Origin of the sequence: Pantoea sp. USMM079 (genome assembly GCF_037153115.1) — a bacterium.
Lineage (GTDB): Bacteria > Pseudomonadota > Gammaproteobacteria > Enterobacterales > Enterobacteriaceae > Pantoea > Pantoea communis.
Window position 1 is genome coordinate 137,614 of record NZ_JBBCKX010000009.1, and the last position, 13,087, is coordinate 150,700.

13 protein-coding genes are annotated in these 13,087 nt (G+C 55.9%); 2 read left to right on the plus strand and 11 right to left on the minus strand.

Annotation, left to right across the window (positions count from 1 at the left end; genetic code table 11):
- Positions 1-39: 39 nt before the first annotated feature.
- Positions 40-1,023 (plus strand): acrylyl-CoA reductase (NADPH), encoded by a 984-nt coding sequence (acuI, locus tag WFP70_RS14610; RefSeq protein WP_097118067.1) that lies wholly within the window; start codon positions 40-42, stop codon positions 1,021-1,023.
- A gap of 31 nt (positions 1,024-1,054) precedes the next feature.
- On the opposite strand, the gene WFP70_RS14615 is transcribed toward acuI, so the two are convergent.
- From WFP70_RS14615 to WFP70_RS14635, 5 genes are read right to left on the minus strand one after another with little or no spacing between them, the layout of a single operon-like run.
- Entirely contained in the window at positions 1,055-1,834 is a 780-nt protein-coding gene (locus tag WFP70_RS14615) for a heme ABC transporter ATP-binding protein (protein WP_211728597.1), read from the minus strand.
- Positions 1,827-2,828 (minus strand): FecCD family ABC transporter permease, encoded by a 1,002-nt coding sequence (locus tag WFP70_RS14620; protein ID WP_337023676.1) that lies wholly within the window; start codon positions 2,826-2,828, stop codon positions 1,827-1,829. The genes WFP70_RS14615 and WFP70_RS14620 overlap by 8 nt, the downstream gene beginning before the upstream one ends.
- Entirely contained in the window at positions 2,821-3,645 is an 825-nt protein-coding gene (locus tag WFP70_RS14625) for a heme/hemin ABC transporter substrate-binding protein (RefSeq protein WP_337023677.1), read from the minus strand. Before WFP70_RS14625 ends, WFP70_RS14620 begins: the two co-directional genes overlap by 8 nt.
- On the minus strand, positions 3,642-4,664 hold the full coding sequence (locus tag WFP70_RS14630; RefSeq protein ID WP_337023678.1) for a hemin-degrading factor: 1,023 nt from the start codon (positions 4,662-4,664) through the stop codon (positions 3,642-3,644). Before WFP70_RS14630 ends, WFP70_RS14625 begins: the two co-directional genes overlap by 4 nt.
- Positions 4,665-4,714: 50 nt before the next feature.
- A complete protein-coding gene (locus WFP70_RS14635) occupies positions 4,715-7,084 on the minus strand; it encodes a TonB-dependent hemoglobin/transferrin/lactoferrin family receptor (RefSeq protein WP_337023679.1) in 2,370 nt (789 codons plus the stop codon).
- Between the two features lie 230 nt (positions 7,085-7,314).
- Here WFP70_RS14635 and WFP70_RS14640 point away from each other — a divergent pair, with 230 nt between their 5' ends.
- A complete protein-coding gene (locus tag WFP70_RS14640; protein ID WP_100703483.1) occupies positions 7,315-7,605 on the plus strand; it encodes a SelT/SelW/SelH family protein in 291 nt (96 codons plus the stop codon).
- Between the two features lie 76 nt (positions 7,606-7,681).
- Here the strand turns inward: WFP70_RS14640 and WFP70_RS14645 are convergent, their stop codons facing one another.
- From WFP70_RS14645 to WFP70_RS14670, 6 genes are all read right to left on the minus strand, one after another.
- The gene (locus WFP70_RS14645) at positions 7,682-8,560 is read right to left on the minus strand and encodes a LysR family transcriptional regulator (RefSeq protein WP_034823288.1); all 879 of its coding nucleotides are present in this window, start codon (positions 8,558-8,560) and stop codon (positions 7,682-7,684) included.
- A gap of 69 nt (positions 8,561-8,629) precedes the next feature.
- A complete protein-coding gene (locus WFP70_RS14650; protein WP_034823289.1) occupies positions 8,630-9,352 on the minus strand; it encodes a DUF554 domain-containing protein in 723 nt (240 codons plus the stop codon).
- Positions 9,353-9,362: 10 nt separating this feature from the next.
- The gene (locus tag WFP70_RS14655; protein WP_337023680.1) at positions 9,363-9,941 is read right to left on the minus strand and encodes a UbiX family flavin prenyltransferase; all 579 of its coding nucleotides are present in this window, start codon (positions 9,939-9,941) and stop codon (positions 9,363-9,365) included.
- A gap of 11 nt (positions 9,942-9,952) precedes the next feature.
- Entirely contained in the window at positions 9,953-11,434 is a 1,482-nt protein-coding gene (locus tag WFP70_RS14660; RefSeq protein ID WP_160833034.1) for a UbiD family decarboxylase, read from the minus strand.
- A gap of 208 nt (positions 11,435-11,642) precedes the next feature.
- Positions 11,643-12,182: a PadR family transcriptional regulator gene (locus tag WFP70_RS14665; protein WP_166932798.1), complete on the minus strand. Its 540-nt coding sequence runs from the start codon at positions 12,180-12,182 to the stop codon at positions 11,643-11,645.
- 90 nt (positions 12,183-12,272) lie between these two features.
- Positions 12,273-13,055: a siderophore-interacting protein gene (locus WFP70_RS14670; protein WP_255253265.1), complete on the minus strand. Its 783-nt coding sequence runs from the start codon at positions 13,053-13,055 to the stop codon at positions 12,273-12,275.
- Positions 13,056-13,087 lie beyond the last annotated feature (32 nt).

The window sequence follows — 13,087 nt, forward strand, 5'->3', positions numbered from 1 at the left end:
TAATATGGCCCGCACTTTCCTCAATCAGCCGGAGGCTGCATGTTTAAGGCATTAGTCATTGAAAATGATGAGCAGGGATACCGCACTTCCCTGCAGGATCTGTCAGAACAACAGTTGCCCGATCAGGATGTCTCCCTCGAAGTTAGCTACTCCACCCTCAACTACAAAGACGCGCTCGCCATCTGCAATAAAGGGCCGATTGTGCGTCAGTTCCCGATGGTGCCGGGTATCGATTTTGTCGGTCGGGTGATCAGCAGCCGCCATCCAGAGTGGCAGCAGGACGATGTGGCACTGCTAACCGGTTGGGGTGTGGGTGAAAAGCATTGGGGCGGACTGGCGCAGAAGGCCAGCGTTTCTGGTGACTGGCTGGTGAAAGTGCCTGCGGCTTTAAGCCCGTTGCAGACCATGGCGATTGGTACCGCCGGTTTCACCGCGATGCTGTGCGTGCTGGCACTGGAAAAACAGGGCATCACGCCGCAGCAGGGTCCGGTGCTGGTGACGGGTGCCAGCGGCGGCGTCGGCAGTTTCAGCGTCAGTTTGCTGGCCCGTTTAGGGTATGACGTGGTGGCCTCCAGCGGACGCGCCAGTGACAGCGATTACCTGATCAACACCCTCGGCGCCTCCTCGATTATCGATCGCGCTGAACTGAGTGCGCCCGGCAAACCCCTGGCGAAAGAGCGCTGGGCTGCGGCGATTGATAGCGTCGGCAGCCATACGTTGGCCAACGTGCTGGCGGGCATCAAGCGTGATGGCGTGGTGGCTGCGTGCGGCATGGCGCAAGGCCTGGATCTGCCTACCAGCGTGGCACCGTTTATCCTGCGCGGCGTGGTGTTAGCCGGAGTGGATAGCGTGATGTGCGCTAAGCCGTTGCGTGAGCAAGCGTGGCAGCGTCTGGCTGAACTGGTGGATGGCGCACTGCTGGAGCAGTTGACCAAAGTGATTCCACTGAGTGAAGCACGTGAAGGTGCTGAAGCCTTGCTGGCGGGCGAAGTCCGTGGCCGTCTGATTGTCGATTGCCGGTAACTTTTTGGGCGCCATCAATGGCGCCCCACTTCTACGCCCGCAGCTGAATTTGCGGCCTGCCCTGCTCTTGCGGCATCACCACGTGCAGTTCCGCCTGATACCAGCGCGTCAGCGTAGTTTCCGTCATCACTTCTTGCGGTGAACCCTGCGCCACCAGCTTGCCCTGATGCAACAGCAGAATGCGATCGGACCACAGCGACGCCAGATTGAGATCGTGCAGCACGGTACAGACGCTAAAGCGGCCGTTGCGCGTCAGCTTATGCAGCAATCGCAAACTGTACTGCTGCCAATACAGGTCGAGTGCGGAAGTCGGCTCATCAAGAAACAGCCAACCGCGTGGACCATCATCATGCCATAACTGCGCCAGCACTCGCGCCAGCTGCACGCGCTGCTGTTCCCCACCGGAGAGCGAGCGATAATCACGCTTCGCCAGTTCCAGGCTGCCAGTGATGTGCATCACCTCTTCAATCACCGCTTTGGATTTGCTGGCAGGCCAGGGCGCACGGCCCATCGCCACCACCTCTTCAGCAGGCAGCGGAAAAGTCACGCTGTTTTGCTGGCGCATCACCGCACGACGTTGCGCCAGCGGTTCACGCGGCCAATCGTTTAACGGGCGATCGCCGAGCCAGCACTCCCCCGCTTCAGGCGCCAGAAACCCAGTTAACAGGCGCAACAGCGTGGACTTGCCTGCGCCGTTGGGGCCGATTAAGGAAATCATCTCACCAGGCTGCAAGGTAATAGAGACATCATCAATCAGCGCACGCGTGCCATGACTAAAGCGCAGGCCGCGAGCCTGCATTGAATCACTCATTCATCCCCCTTTTCTGACGCAGAATCAGCCAGAGAAACCATGGTCCACCGATCAGGCTGGTGATCAATCCCACCGGCATTTCCGCCGGGATCACCACCGTGCGCGCCAGCGTATCCGCCAGCAATAGCAAGATGGCTCCCGCCAGCGCCGAACCCGGCAACATCCAGCGATGATCACTCCCGACACAGAAACGCATCACGTGCGGCACCACCAATCCGACAAAACCGATAATCCCGCTCACCGACACCGCCGTGCCCACCAGCAGCGCACTCAGCACCAGTAACTCACGCTGGGTGCGCTTCACATCAATGCCCATGTAATGCGCGTCTTCCTCACCGAGTTGCAGCAGGTTAAGACGACGCGCACGGGTCTGGATGGCAATCAACGCAGGAAGAATCAGTACAGCACACACCACCAGACTCGGCCATTGTGCCGCGCTCAAACTGCCCATCCCCCACAGCGCCAGCTGGCGTAACTGCTGATCATTACTGAGCCAGGAGAGCACACCCACCGCCGCACCGCACAAGGCGTTGATGGCAATACCGATCAGCAGCAAACGTGACAGATTCCCCAGCGCCAGCCGACTAAAACTAAAAATAAGCAGTGTGACGATCAGGCTGCCGATAAACGCAGCAATCGAAGGCAGCCACAGCGCCAGCAACGGCGGCAAACTGAGCGGCACCACAATCGAAACCGCTACTGCTAGCCCCGCTCCACTGCTGATCCCAAGCAATCCCGGATCGGCCAGCGGATTGCGGAACAGGCCCTGCATCACCGCGCCAGAGACTGCCAATGCCATACCGAGCAACACCGCCAGTAACACGCGCGGCAGGCGGATGTTCAGCCAGATTTGCCACGCCATATCGCTGAGCGGCGCATGGAACAGCGTGCGCATCGACAGCGGCATGGCACCAAAATTGGCAGCCATCAGCATGCAAATCACCATGCTGATGCCCATCAATAGCAGCCAGCGCATCACGGCGGTGTTAGTCATGTTTTAGCGCTTCGGCGGCCTTACGCAGCTTCACGATGGTCTCCGGCGTATCAAGACCAAAGCCCAACATGGCCATCTCATCGACCACCAGCAAGGCGTGATGCTGGCCTGCAGGTGTTAACGCCAGACCCGGCAGCGACCAGATTTTCTCTTCGCCACCCAGCGTGCGTAGGCCATCTTCACCCACCACCACCAGATCCGGCGCGGCTGCGACCACACCTTCCTGTGACAACTGCTGATAATGCGGGATCGCCGCCATGGCGTTGACCAGACCGGCACTGCGGATTGCAGCATCAGCGCCGGTTTGGTTACCTGCCGCCTGAGTGCGCATGCCACCGTGCGCCATCACAAACAGCACTTTGACTGGCAGTGGCTGCTGGGGAATCTGCGCGCGCTGCTTGTTCACTTTCTCAATCAGCGCTTTCGCTTCGGCATCACGATGGAGCGCTTTACCGATGGTGGCGATCTTTTCCGGGATGGCGTCGAGGCCGGTTTTGCCGGTGACATCCACCACTTTCACGCCAGCGCTCTCAACCTGTTGCAACACCAGCGAGGGTTTCGCCAACTCGCTGGTCAGCACCAGCGTAGGCTTCATCGCCAGAATGCCCTCGGCATTAAGCTGGCGCATATAGCCGATGTCCGGCAACTTGTTAGCCTGCGCCGGATGCTGGCTGGTGCTGTCGCGCGCCACCAGATCGGCCTGCGCATCCAGCGCATAAATGATTTGTGTCACATCACCGCCGATCGAGATCACCCGTTCAGCAGCAAATGCCGGCAGCGCCAGCGCGCCCAGCAGTAATAGGGTCAGACGTTTCATGCTGTCGCTCCCAACGCGGTGACTTGCTCACGCCAGCGCGCCTGCTCTGGCGTGCCTTCGCTACGCTGTCCATAGAGCTGCGCGATCTGCGTGCCATCGGCAGCAAAGAGTTCGAGGCTGGTGACAAAGCCATCGCCACTCGGTTTGCGCGTCACCCAGCTCTCGGCAATGTGGTCCGCCATCAGGTGCAGCGTGAAGGTTGGGTTGAAGATGTTGACCCAGTTGTCCATCGGCATCAGCTTCTCCACCGCACCGGTGAAGATCTGCGTGCAACCCCGGTTGCCGATAAAGATCATGATTTCGTTGCCATCCTGCTGCGCCTGCTCCAGCAGTTGAGCCAGCGAATCGTTGCTGACCTGACGCGCCAGATCGTCCGGCACCGCGTGAAACGCCTGCTGGCGAGAGATATTATGGCGCTTCAGTAAGCCAAAGAACTGATGCACATCGGTGATGGCGCGCCATTCGGCTTCCACTTTATCGGCATCAATGGCGCGGCTGTGTTCTGGTGCGGCGGCAGGTTGTGGATCGAGTGCCGCAGCGGCTTCGATCGTGAACTCAGCGATCAGCGCATCCCATGCCGCCATCTCGGTATTGTCGGTGGTGTAGATTTTCAGTACCGCATCCGCGTGGCGATCAAAAATCTGAATACTTTGACGTTCGCCGCGCGCTGTCTGCTCACGCAGGAAGAAGGCGCTGTGCCACTGTGCCGGGAACAGACGCTGATCGAGCGCACGTGGGTTAAGGATCAGCCCGGCATGTTCGCCGAGGTGCAGGTTCTCATATTTGCCGACCTGCTCATGCACCGCATATTCGTTGCGGGTGATGCTTTTGGTTTCGCCAACGGCTTCCAGTGCCTTCAGCAACGCCGGGAAATCTGCTTTTAACGCTTGCGCATCCTGGCCGACGCGCGCTTCACACAGCTGCGCTTCGCCAATGCCCATCAGGGCCGCCAGATCGCGGGCATACTTCTTCGGATGTTCGCCTTTCAGCGCCAGGTAGTGATCGTAACGTGGGTTCATTGCTCTTGCTCCATGAAAAGGCCCTGCGCGAACGCAGGGCGAAAAAATGATTAGAAGTCGACGTTCACACCGAGTTGGAAGGTGCGGCCTGGCTGAGTTGCCAGTGCGATATCGTTGCGATCCTGTGCGGTATCGCTGGTCATTTCGCGGCTGCTCAGGTAATCCCAATATTTACGATCTGTCAGGTTATACACGCCACCGCTCAGCTTGACGTTCTTCGCCACCTGCCAATAAGCCGTCAGATCGACCATACCGTAACCCGGCACGCGCTCGTAATCGGTGGTGGAATCGGTCAGTGCAGAACCGGTATTGGTGTAGCTCTGGCGGTTGGTCGCCGTGGCTTTTTTGGCCTTCACGAAGGTAGCCGTCACAGCAGCACCGTACTCGTCCTGCGGCGCATCCCAACCCAGGCCCAGCACCGCTTTCATTGGCGGTACGCTCTCCAGATCGACATAACGGTCACCGAGGTAGCTCGACTTCGATTTACCTTCGTTGTAGCTAAAGGCGAAGCGTGCGCTCAGGCCCTGCACATCTTGATACCAGGTGCCGAAATTCACTTTCCCACTCAACTCAGCACCATAGATATAGGCTTTATCGCGATTCTCTGACTGATAAGTAGTGTAAATGTTGCTTGGAACGTTGGTGAATTTCTCCGGGCTACCGGCACGGGTGTAACGGTTATAGGCAATGAAGTTTTTGTAAGCGTTGTAGTAAACCGCTGTGTTCATCACCACGCCTTCGGTCGGCTGTCCTTTCAGACCCCATTCGAAGTTGTTGCTGGTTTCGGTTTTCAAATCCGGGTTACCAATCAGCGCATATTGCTGACTACCCGCATAGCTGGAACCGAGGTTCCATGAACCATACAGCTGGCTGGCGTTCGGGAATTGTGCGCCGCGCTTGTATTGCAGATAGGTCATCAGTGTTGGCGTGAGCTCATACTGGAATGCCAGTGATGGCAGAACCTGCGTATCGCTATTGCCTGAGCCGTAAAGCGTTTCAACTTCTGATTCGGTTAGAACGGTGCTGCCGCTGGTCAGGCTGCTGAGGTTATCAGGTTTGGTATTTTGGTACGCCACACGCACGCCCGGCACCACCGCAAAGTTGTGACCATCCAGGTCGAAGTTGATCTTATCCTGCACAAAGCCGCCCAGCGTGTAGCTGCGGCTGTCTGCTTCAGGCTGCATGATCACACTGAAGGTACTAGGCGTCGGTGACTGGCGGAATGGGCGCTCGGTTTTTTCCAGACGTCCATTTAAACCGGCAGTCAGCTCATGACGACCCAGTGTTTTAGCCAGGTTGGTTTCAAAGCCGTAGCTGTCAGTGTTGTAGTCCGAGTAAACCGTTTCATAGGCTGACGCACTCGAAGGCATATAGGTGTTGTCATGCGCTTCGGTGTGCTGCCAGTAGACACGCGTGCTCAGGCTGTCGATGAAGTCGTTGTAAGGCGTGTACTCGTCCGCCAGGCTCAGGCCGAAGCGACGGGTATCGCTCTGCTGCTGTGCGGTGCCGTAAACGGTATTGCCTGAAGTATCCCAGCTGTCGTAATGGGTGTGATTGGTTTTATGGTAGAAGTCGGCGGTACCGGTGATTTTATGCGCGTCATTCGGCTCCCACACCACGCTACCCAGCAGTGCGTCAGAGTGCCAGTTGGCAGGATAGGCGCCACGGCTCGCATCATTGTTTTGCGTTTCCTGTCCATCGCGACGGCTGTAAACAAAGATACCGCGCAGTTCCTGATCGCCTGCTGCGGCAGTGATGCCGTTGTGCCAGCTGCGGTTTGAGGAATCGAAGTCGCTCTGGTAGCCAAAGTAGGTGGTTTTACCGGGATGTAAGTAGTCGTCTGGCGTCTTGTTGCGGAACGATACCGCACCACCAATCGCGGTGTTGGCCTGAGAGACTGAAGTCGCGCCTTTATCAATATCCACGCGACCAAACATGTATGGGTCGATGTAATCGCGGCCAATACCAAAGGTATCCAAACCGGCGCGGCTGACGTAGCTACGGCCAGTGGCATCCGGCAGAGAAACACCGTCAACGTTGATATCGACGCGGTTGCTTTCCAGACCACGGATGTTGTAGCCGGTGTAGCCCGCGCGATCAAAACCACTTTTACCTGCAGAAGAGCCGCCGCTTGCACCAGTTGCCGTCACGCCTGGTTCGTAGCGCATGATGGTGCCGAAATTATTGCCACCATCACGCTGCATATCGGCGGCGGTAATGGTGCTTTTGCTACCGGCTTGATTCTCCAGCTTCGGCGCAGTTACCGTCATAACCGGCTCTGCACTGGTGGATTTGTCAGAAGATAAAGCAAGTGTCGTGTTGTCGCTGGCTGCATAGCTGCAAGCGGCGTGAATAGCGGAAGACAAAATCGCAACTTTAAACAGACGTTGCTGGGTCATTCCCTGAAAGAGTGAAGACATGCGCGAAATACCTGGTTAATTGTTAGTATTCGCTCACTGGATTGCCGCCAAAAAAACGCGATATGCGTTAATAAACCGTAAAATGTGTGGACTTATTTTATGTAATAAATAATTTCGTCAGGAATGTAATGCAATTGGTAATCATTATCAATAAACTTTACACTAAGATGTATCTTAGACCGCACATTTTGTTAACTTGTTTATAATCAATAATTAAGAAGAGGCGCCTGATGTCGCAAAAACCGGCTGTGACGATTTACTACTGCACTCAATGCAACTGGCTGCTGCGTTCGGCGTGGATGGCGCAGGAACTGCTGCACACTTTTGCCGAAGATTTGAGCGCGGTGACGCTGAAGCCTGGCACGGGTGGCGTGTTTGAAATCTCGATTGATGGCACGGTGATTTGGGAGCGTAAACAGGAAGGCGGATTCCCGGATGCGGCCGCGCTGAAACAGCGCGTGCGTGATTTCTGCTGGCCGGATCGCGAGTTAGGGCACGTGGATAAGAAGAAGCCGGGTTAATCCCCGAGCGGAGCAATGCGCATGCCCTTAAGTCGCATCGAACATGACAGAATCGCCAGACATAGTGCCCGACTGCTCAACCCTCAGCCTCTTGTTCTAGCGGCCACAGCAGGCGATCCTGCGCGGTGCTTAGCGTGACGATGGCAGGATGATAAATGGCAAACGGTTCGGCCAGCGGGCACGCCAGATATTTGCCGTGCTGACTCGGCACGAACTCAGAGCGCGGTAGAAAAGCCGCGCCCTCAAAGCCCTGCTCCATCATCTCCAGCACCAGACGCGGTTCTGACACTTTGATGCTGATATTGATGTGGCTTAAGTTGCTAAACAGGGTGTTACGCAGCACTTCATAAGTGCCTTCACCACCAATGCGATGTAGCAAAATTAACGGAATCCCGTTGAGATCGGTAAAGTTGAGGGTTTTTCCCGCCAGAATCGCGCTGTAATGCGCGGAAACCACGGCGATAGTATCAATCGGTTCCAGTTCACGCACAAACCACGCCTGGCGATCGTGTGGCACCTGCATCAGTGCAATATCGACACGCTGATCGACCAGCATCGCTTCCAGATGGCTGGAATCGGACACCACCACGTTGATATCCCAGTCGGGCCGGTTCTGATAATAATCCATCAGGATCGGGGTGAAATAACGCAGATACAGGTAGGAAATACCGATGGTGACGCGGCGCTGTTTGTGGGTAGCAATGGTGACCGTCTGCCGCTTTAAACTGTTCACCTGGCTGAGAATATCGCAGGCACGACGATAGAGAAAACTGCCCGCTTCGGTTAACACCATGGCACGTGGCGTGCGCGTAAAAAGCGGTGAGCCAATCTCCTGTTCTAACTCTTGCAGACGTTTTCCCAACGGCGGTTGTGCGATGTTCAATAGCTTCGCGGCTTTACTGATCGAGCCCTGTTCCGCTATCGTGCAAAAATAATGCAATCGTTTCAGATCCATAATCCCTCCGCGCCCTGTTCGCGCTACTTTACCATGGCCGAAATCGATCCAACCGCGCTGAGCGCAAGCTTAGTGGATATACATGCTCCATAAGTGGCTGATCGGCATCACCAGCACCAGCGCCGGTAACATGTTCGCTACCGGGAAGGATTTGATCCCGGCGATACGGAAGCCCGCCGCTAGCATCACAAACCCACCGGCTGCGGTGAAATCACTCATCATCGGTGCCGTGGTATGCGGCATAATCAGCACTGCCGCCGAGGCCAGCACCAGTTGCACGATCAACTGTGGAATGGCAATCACCGCCACCGCATAACCGAGCAGCGTGGCAAATATCGCCGCCGTGAAGATGTCCATGATGGATTTCACCAGCAGGATATTGGCATCGTGGGTCATGCCTTCGGTCATGGCACCAATAATGCCGGTGCCGCTGGCGCAGAACAGCACCATGATCGCCACATACTTTTCAGTGAACGCTTCACCACTCAATCCTCCTTCTGCTGGCTGGCTTTGAAAACGGCTCACCAGCCCTTTCGCCAGATTTCCCAGTCGACCTATCTTCTGCTCCAGATAGGCATATTCACCCAGCGCCGCACCGAGGATCAGCGCCAGAATTACCGCCGGCAAACTGTGGATCTTGCCGATCAAAACAATGCCGAGGCCCATCGACGACAGGCCGAACGTCATGGGCAACGCGATGCGCAACCTCTCTGGCACTCTGGTGCCAAGAAAGGCGCCCACCAGCCCGCCAATCAGCACCGCGCTGCCGTTGACAAAGGGTCCCACTACCATAATTTACTCCTTACTTATCGTTATGTTTTTCACCCCAGCGTTTGAGGTTGCCCACATCGAGATCGAACAGATCGAGGGCGCGCGCCACGCTGTGATGGACCATCTCATCCACGGACTGCGGCTGCTGATAAAAAGCCGGAACCGGAGGATAAATAATCCCTCCCATTTCCGTGACTGATTGCATATTGCGGATGTGCGCCAGATTGAGCGGCGTTTCTCGTACCATCAGCACCAACCGGCGACGCTCTTTCAGGATCACATCCGCTGCTCGCGTCAGCAGATTGCTGGTCAGCCCATTGGCAATCGATGCCAGCGAGTTCATTGAGCAGGGCGCCACCAGCATGCCGAGGGTTTTAAACGATCCACTGGAGATCGACGCGCCGAGATTGCTGATGCTGTGCACCTCATCGGCCAGATCCACCACATCCTGCCGTTGCCATTGGGTTTCCATCGAACGCGTCACTTCTGCGCCTTTGGTCACCACCAGATGCACTTCCACATCCTGATCGCGCAGCAACTGCAGCGCCTTCATGCCGTACTGAAAACCCGACGCGCCGCTAATGCCGACGATAATGCGCCTTCTGCTCACTGCTACCTCACTTACTCAAAATCAGGAAGAAAACGTTTCACATCCACCTCTTTGAACTTCGAGCGTTCAAAGTGCGCCTTCATGTGCCACGGCACGGTGCAATCAAAGATGGTTTTGCAGGTCACGCCCTGTTGGCTGATGCTGGCGCTGTATTCCGGCACCTGTGAAGGATCGAGCGGATGGCAGCGCACACCGGGAATGGTGAGATGATCGACATCGCCCTGATAGCGGGTTTGCATCGCCCACAAAATGTCGTCGGTATCGAACACATCGACATCGTCATCCACCAGGATCACGTGTTTGAGTTCAGAGAAGGCGGCGAAGGCGATCAGTGCCGCCTGGCGCTGGCGCCCTTCATCCACTGCAGAAGCTTTTTTGAACTGGATGACGGCCAGTAATTTTCCGCCGCCAGAGGTGTGCGCATTGACGTTCAACACGCGACCCGGCATCGCACGATCCAGCATATCCAGAATGCTGGCTTCCGTGGGAATACCCGCCATGCTGACGTGCTCGCCACTCGGGCCCAGGGTTGTTTGCAGAATCGGGTGTTTACGATGGGTGACGGCTTTCACCTTGATCACCGGCAGCGCATCCTTGGCTTCGCCGGTGTATCCCGGAAACTCTGGCATCGCTTTACCTGTATTGGTGTTCTGATCTTCACGCACGCGCACGTTCGGCAGCAGTTCGCCTTCAATCACGATTTCAGCATGGGCGATGGCTTTTTCATTGATGCTCACGCACGGCGTTAACTGCACCGGATAGCCGCGCAGCGCACCGGCAATGCTGAGTTCGTTGTAGCCCAGCGGCGTGGTCGGTGGTTCAAAGCAGGCGGCGATCTCAATCGCCGGATCAACACCAATACTGATCGAGATCGGCAGAGGCTGTCCGGCCTTTTCGGCTTTTTCACGGAAGGCGTCGATGTGACGACCCGGCGTCAGCCACATCGACAGCTCATCACGGCTCTGAATGCACAGGCGATGGATAGTGATATCCGATTCGTGGGTTTCCGGATCCGAGGCGTAGCACATGCCCATGGTGAAATAGGGACCAGCATCTTCTTCAGTGTTGGTAGGTGCAGGCAACAGCGTGCGTAGATCGAAAGCCGGATCTTCCGCATAGTGCACCACTTCCTGGCACAGCGGTTTGGTGCTGGTCACCACCGGAGCAATCGCGTGGTGGACGGAATCTTTCAGCAGGAAGCCTAGCTTTTCAGGCGGGCAGTTGAGCAGATGGCCAACGCGCTCACGAGTCGACATCAAACCGGTGACCACGCGCACATCAGGGAAGCCTTTAACCTTATTGAACATCATCGCCGGACCTTTGCGGGTTGGACGTTCACAGGTGCCACCTGCGCCGACATAGCGATAAACACCAGACAGTTCGGCGTGTGGATCGACTTCAGTATCGGTGCTGACAAACTCGCCTTTCAGGCTGGTGAGTAGCGCGATGGCCGAGCGCAGATCGTGCACGGCTGGGGTTTTATTTTCAGACATACTTCTCTCCATAAACGCGTTAACTGCGATGAAGAAAAAGTAGCGCCAAATAAAAAAGTTAAAAACTACCGTTTATATTCACAGGCTAAACCTTTTTGGTATGCCTGTAATAAAGGATGTTGGGATGTTTTTATTTTATGAATTTCGTAGCAGAAAGGTTAATACCACAGGCAATAAAAAAGGCGCGATAAGACGCGCCCTTAACCTGTTAACTGTTCGAGATTTTTTCTGTCGCTTCGTTCAATGCATTAATGACGATATTCAGCGACTCAGGCGAAATATCTTCCTGGGATAAGCGATGATTCAGCGTGTGTCGAATATGATGAATCGCCTGCTCGACTTCCGGAATACTGCGATTATTCACCAGAATCGCCAGCGAAGTCAGTCGCTCAATAATATTGGCAATATTCTCGCCGTTCTCGGCTAATAATGCGCGACCACCTTCATTGAGTGCGTAGGCTTTACGCGATGCATGTGCATCTACCACGCGGATCGCATCCATCTCTTCGAGCAAAGTGAGGTTAGGATAGATGATGCCAGGGCTGGGGGAATATTCCCCTTTGGACAGCTCTTCCACTGACTTGATCAGCTCATAGCCATGCGCAGAACCGTTGGCGAGGAAATGCATCATCAACAGGCGGATATCACTGGCATCCAGCATCCTTTCCCGGCGCTTTTTACGCGCACCTGCACAGATTGCACGTTGTGCATTATCGGACTGCCATGGAAAATCCCGCTGCTGTTTCATTGCCTTCCCTGAGGTCAATTAAGGGAGGTTGATAGTAGTCTGCCGCCTGGCAAAATTCAACACAGGCGGCAGCGGGCGCGGCGAAGTCAGTTATTTCTGATGCCAGTAAGCCACCGCGCGTACGAAATCAGTGTGCGCACCACGGCGTTGCGTGAAGTAGTCGCTCAGCAGTTTTACCGCTTCACCTTCACCTGTCAGCCAGATGAAATACTCTTCTGTGGGCAGTGAGATCTGATCCAGCTGCGCAATCAGCGGGCCGAGGTTATCTACCTGCATGCTGCCACTGCCGAGCCAGGTCACCTGCACATTTGGCAGATCGCCGAGATAATCGCGTCCGGTGGTTTCATCGGCGTAGGCCAGCAGATGGATCTGCTGCGCCTGCATCTCAGCGTAGCGACGCTTAAAGGCTGGCAGACCGGTCTCATCGCACACGTAAATCTGGCAGGCATAATCCACGGGCACCACACAGGACCCACGCGGGCCGCCCATGGCGATTTGATCACCTGGCTTTGCCTCATTCGCCCAGCTGCTGGCCACGCCGCCATCGTGAATATAGAAATCGAGCGTCAGGGAATCCGTACCGTTAAACGCCAGCGGCGTGTAGTCACGCGCAGCCGGACGTACGCCACCAGGCCAGACGATCCCTTCTTCGGTCATTTGCGGCAAGGCCAAAGCACTGCCAGCGTTGTCCGGGAAGAACACTTTGATGTGATCGTCGAACGATGGCGAATTGAAGCCCGCCAGATCGCTGCCGGTAAACTCGATGCGCCAGAATTCACCGGCGATTAAGGTTTTGCTCGCCACGGTGATATGACGGAAACGTAATTCGTTGCGTACGCGCTTCGGTGCGCGATCGTTAGTGTTTTTTTGCAAGTGTTCTCTCCAGGCAGATGCATCATGCTGAC

What these genes read in the sequence shown, in the direction of transcription:
- acuI (WP_097118067.1), top strand. Translation starts at nt 40, where the DNA reads ATGTTTAAGGCATTAGTCATTGAAAATGATGAGCAGGGATACCGCACT.
- WFP70_RS14615 (WP_211728597.1), bottom strand. Translation starts at nt 1,834, where the DNA reads ATGAGTGATTCAATGCAGGCTCGCGGCCTGCGCTTTAGTCATGGCACG.
- WFP70_RS14620 (WP_337023676.1), bottom strand. Translation starts at nt 2,828, where the DNA reads ATGACTAACACCGCCGTGATGCGCTGGCTGCTATTGATGGGCATCAGC.
- WFP70_RS14625 (WP_337023677.1), bottom strand. Translation starts at nt 3,645, where the DNA reads ATGAAACGTCTGACCCTATTACTGCTGGGCGCGCTGGCGCTGCCGGCA.
- WFP70_RS14630 (WP_337023678.1), bottom strand. Translation starts at nt 4,664, where the DNA reads ATGAACCCACGTTACGATCACTACCTGGCGCTGAAAGGCGAACATCCG.
- WFP70_RS14635 (WP_337023679.1), bottom strand. Translation starts at nt 7,084, where the DNA reads ATGTCTTCACTCTTTCAGGGAATGACCCAGCAACGTCTGTTTAAAGTT.
- WFP70_RS14640 (WP_100703483.1), top strand. Translation starts at nt 7,315, where the DNA reads ATGTCGCAAAAACCGGCTGTGACGATTTACTACTGCACTCAATGCAAC.
- WFP70_RS14645 (WP_034823288.1), bottom strand. Translation starts at nt 8,560, where the DNA reads ATGGATCTGAAACGATTGCATTATTTTTGCACGATAGCGGAACAGGGC.
- WFP70_RS14650 (WP_034823289.1), bottom strand. Translation starts at nt 9,352, where the DNA reads ATGGTAGTGGGACCCTTTGTCAACGGCAGCGCGGTGCTGATTGGCGGG.
- WFP70_RS14660 (WP_160833034.1), bottom strand. Translation starts at nt 11,434, where the DNA reads ATGTCTGAAAATAAAACCCCAGCCGTGCACGATCTGCGCTCGGCCATC.
- WFP70_RS14665 (WP_166932798.1), bottom strand. Translation starts at nt 12,182, where the DNA reads ATGAAACAGCAGCGGGATTTTCCATGGCAGTCCGATAATGCACAACGT.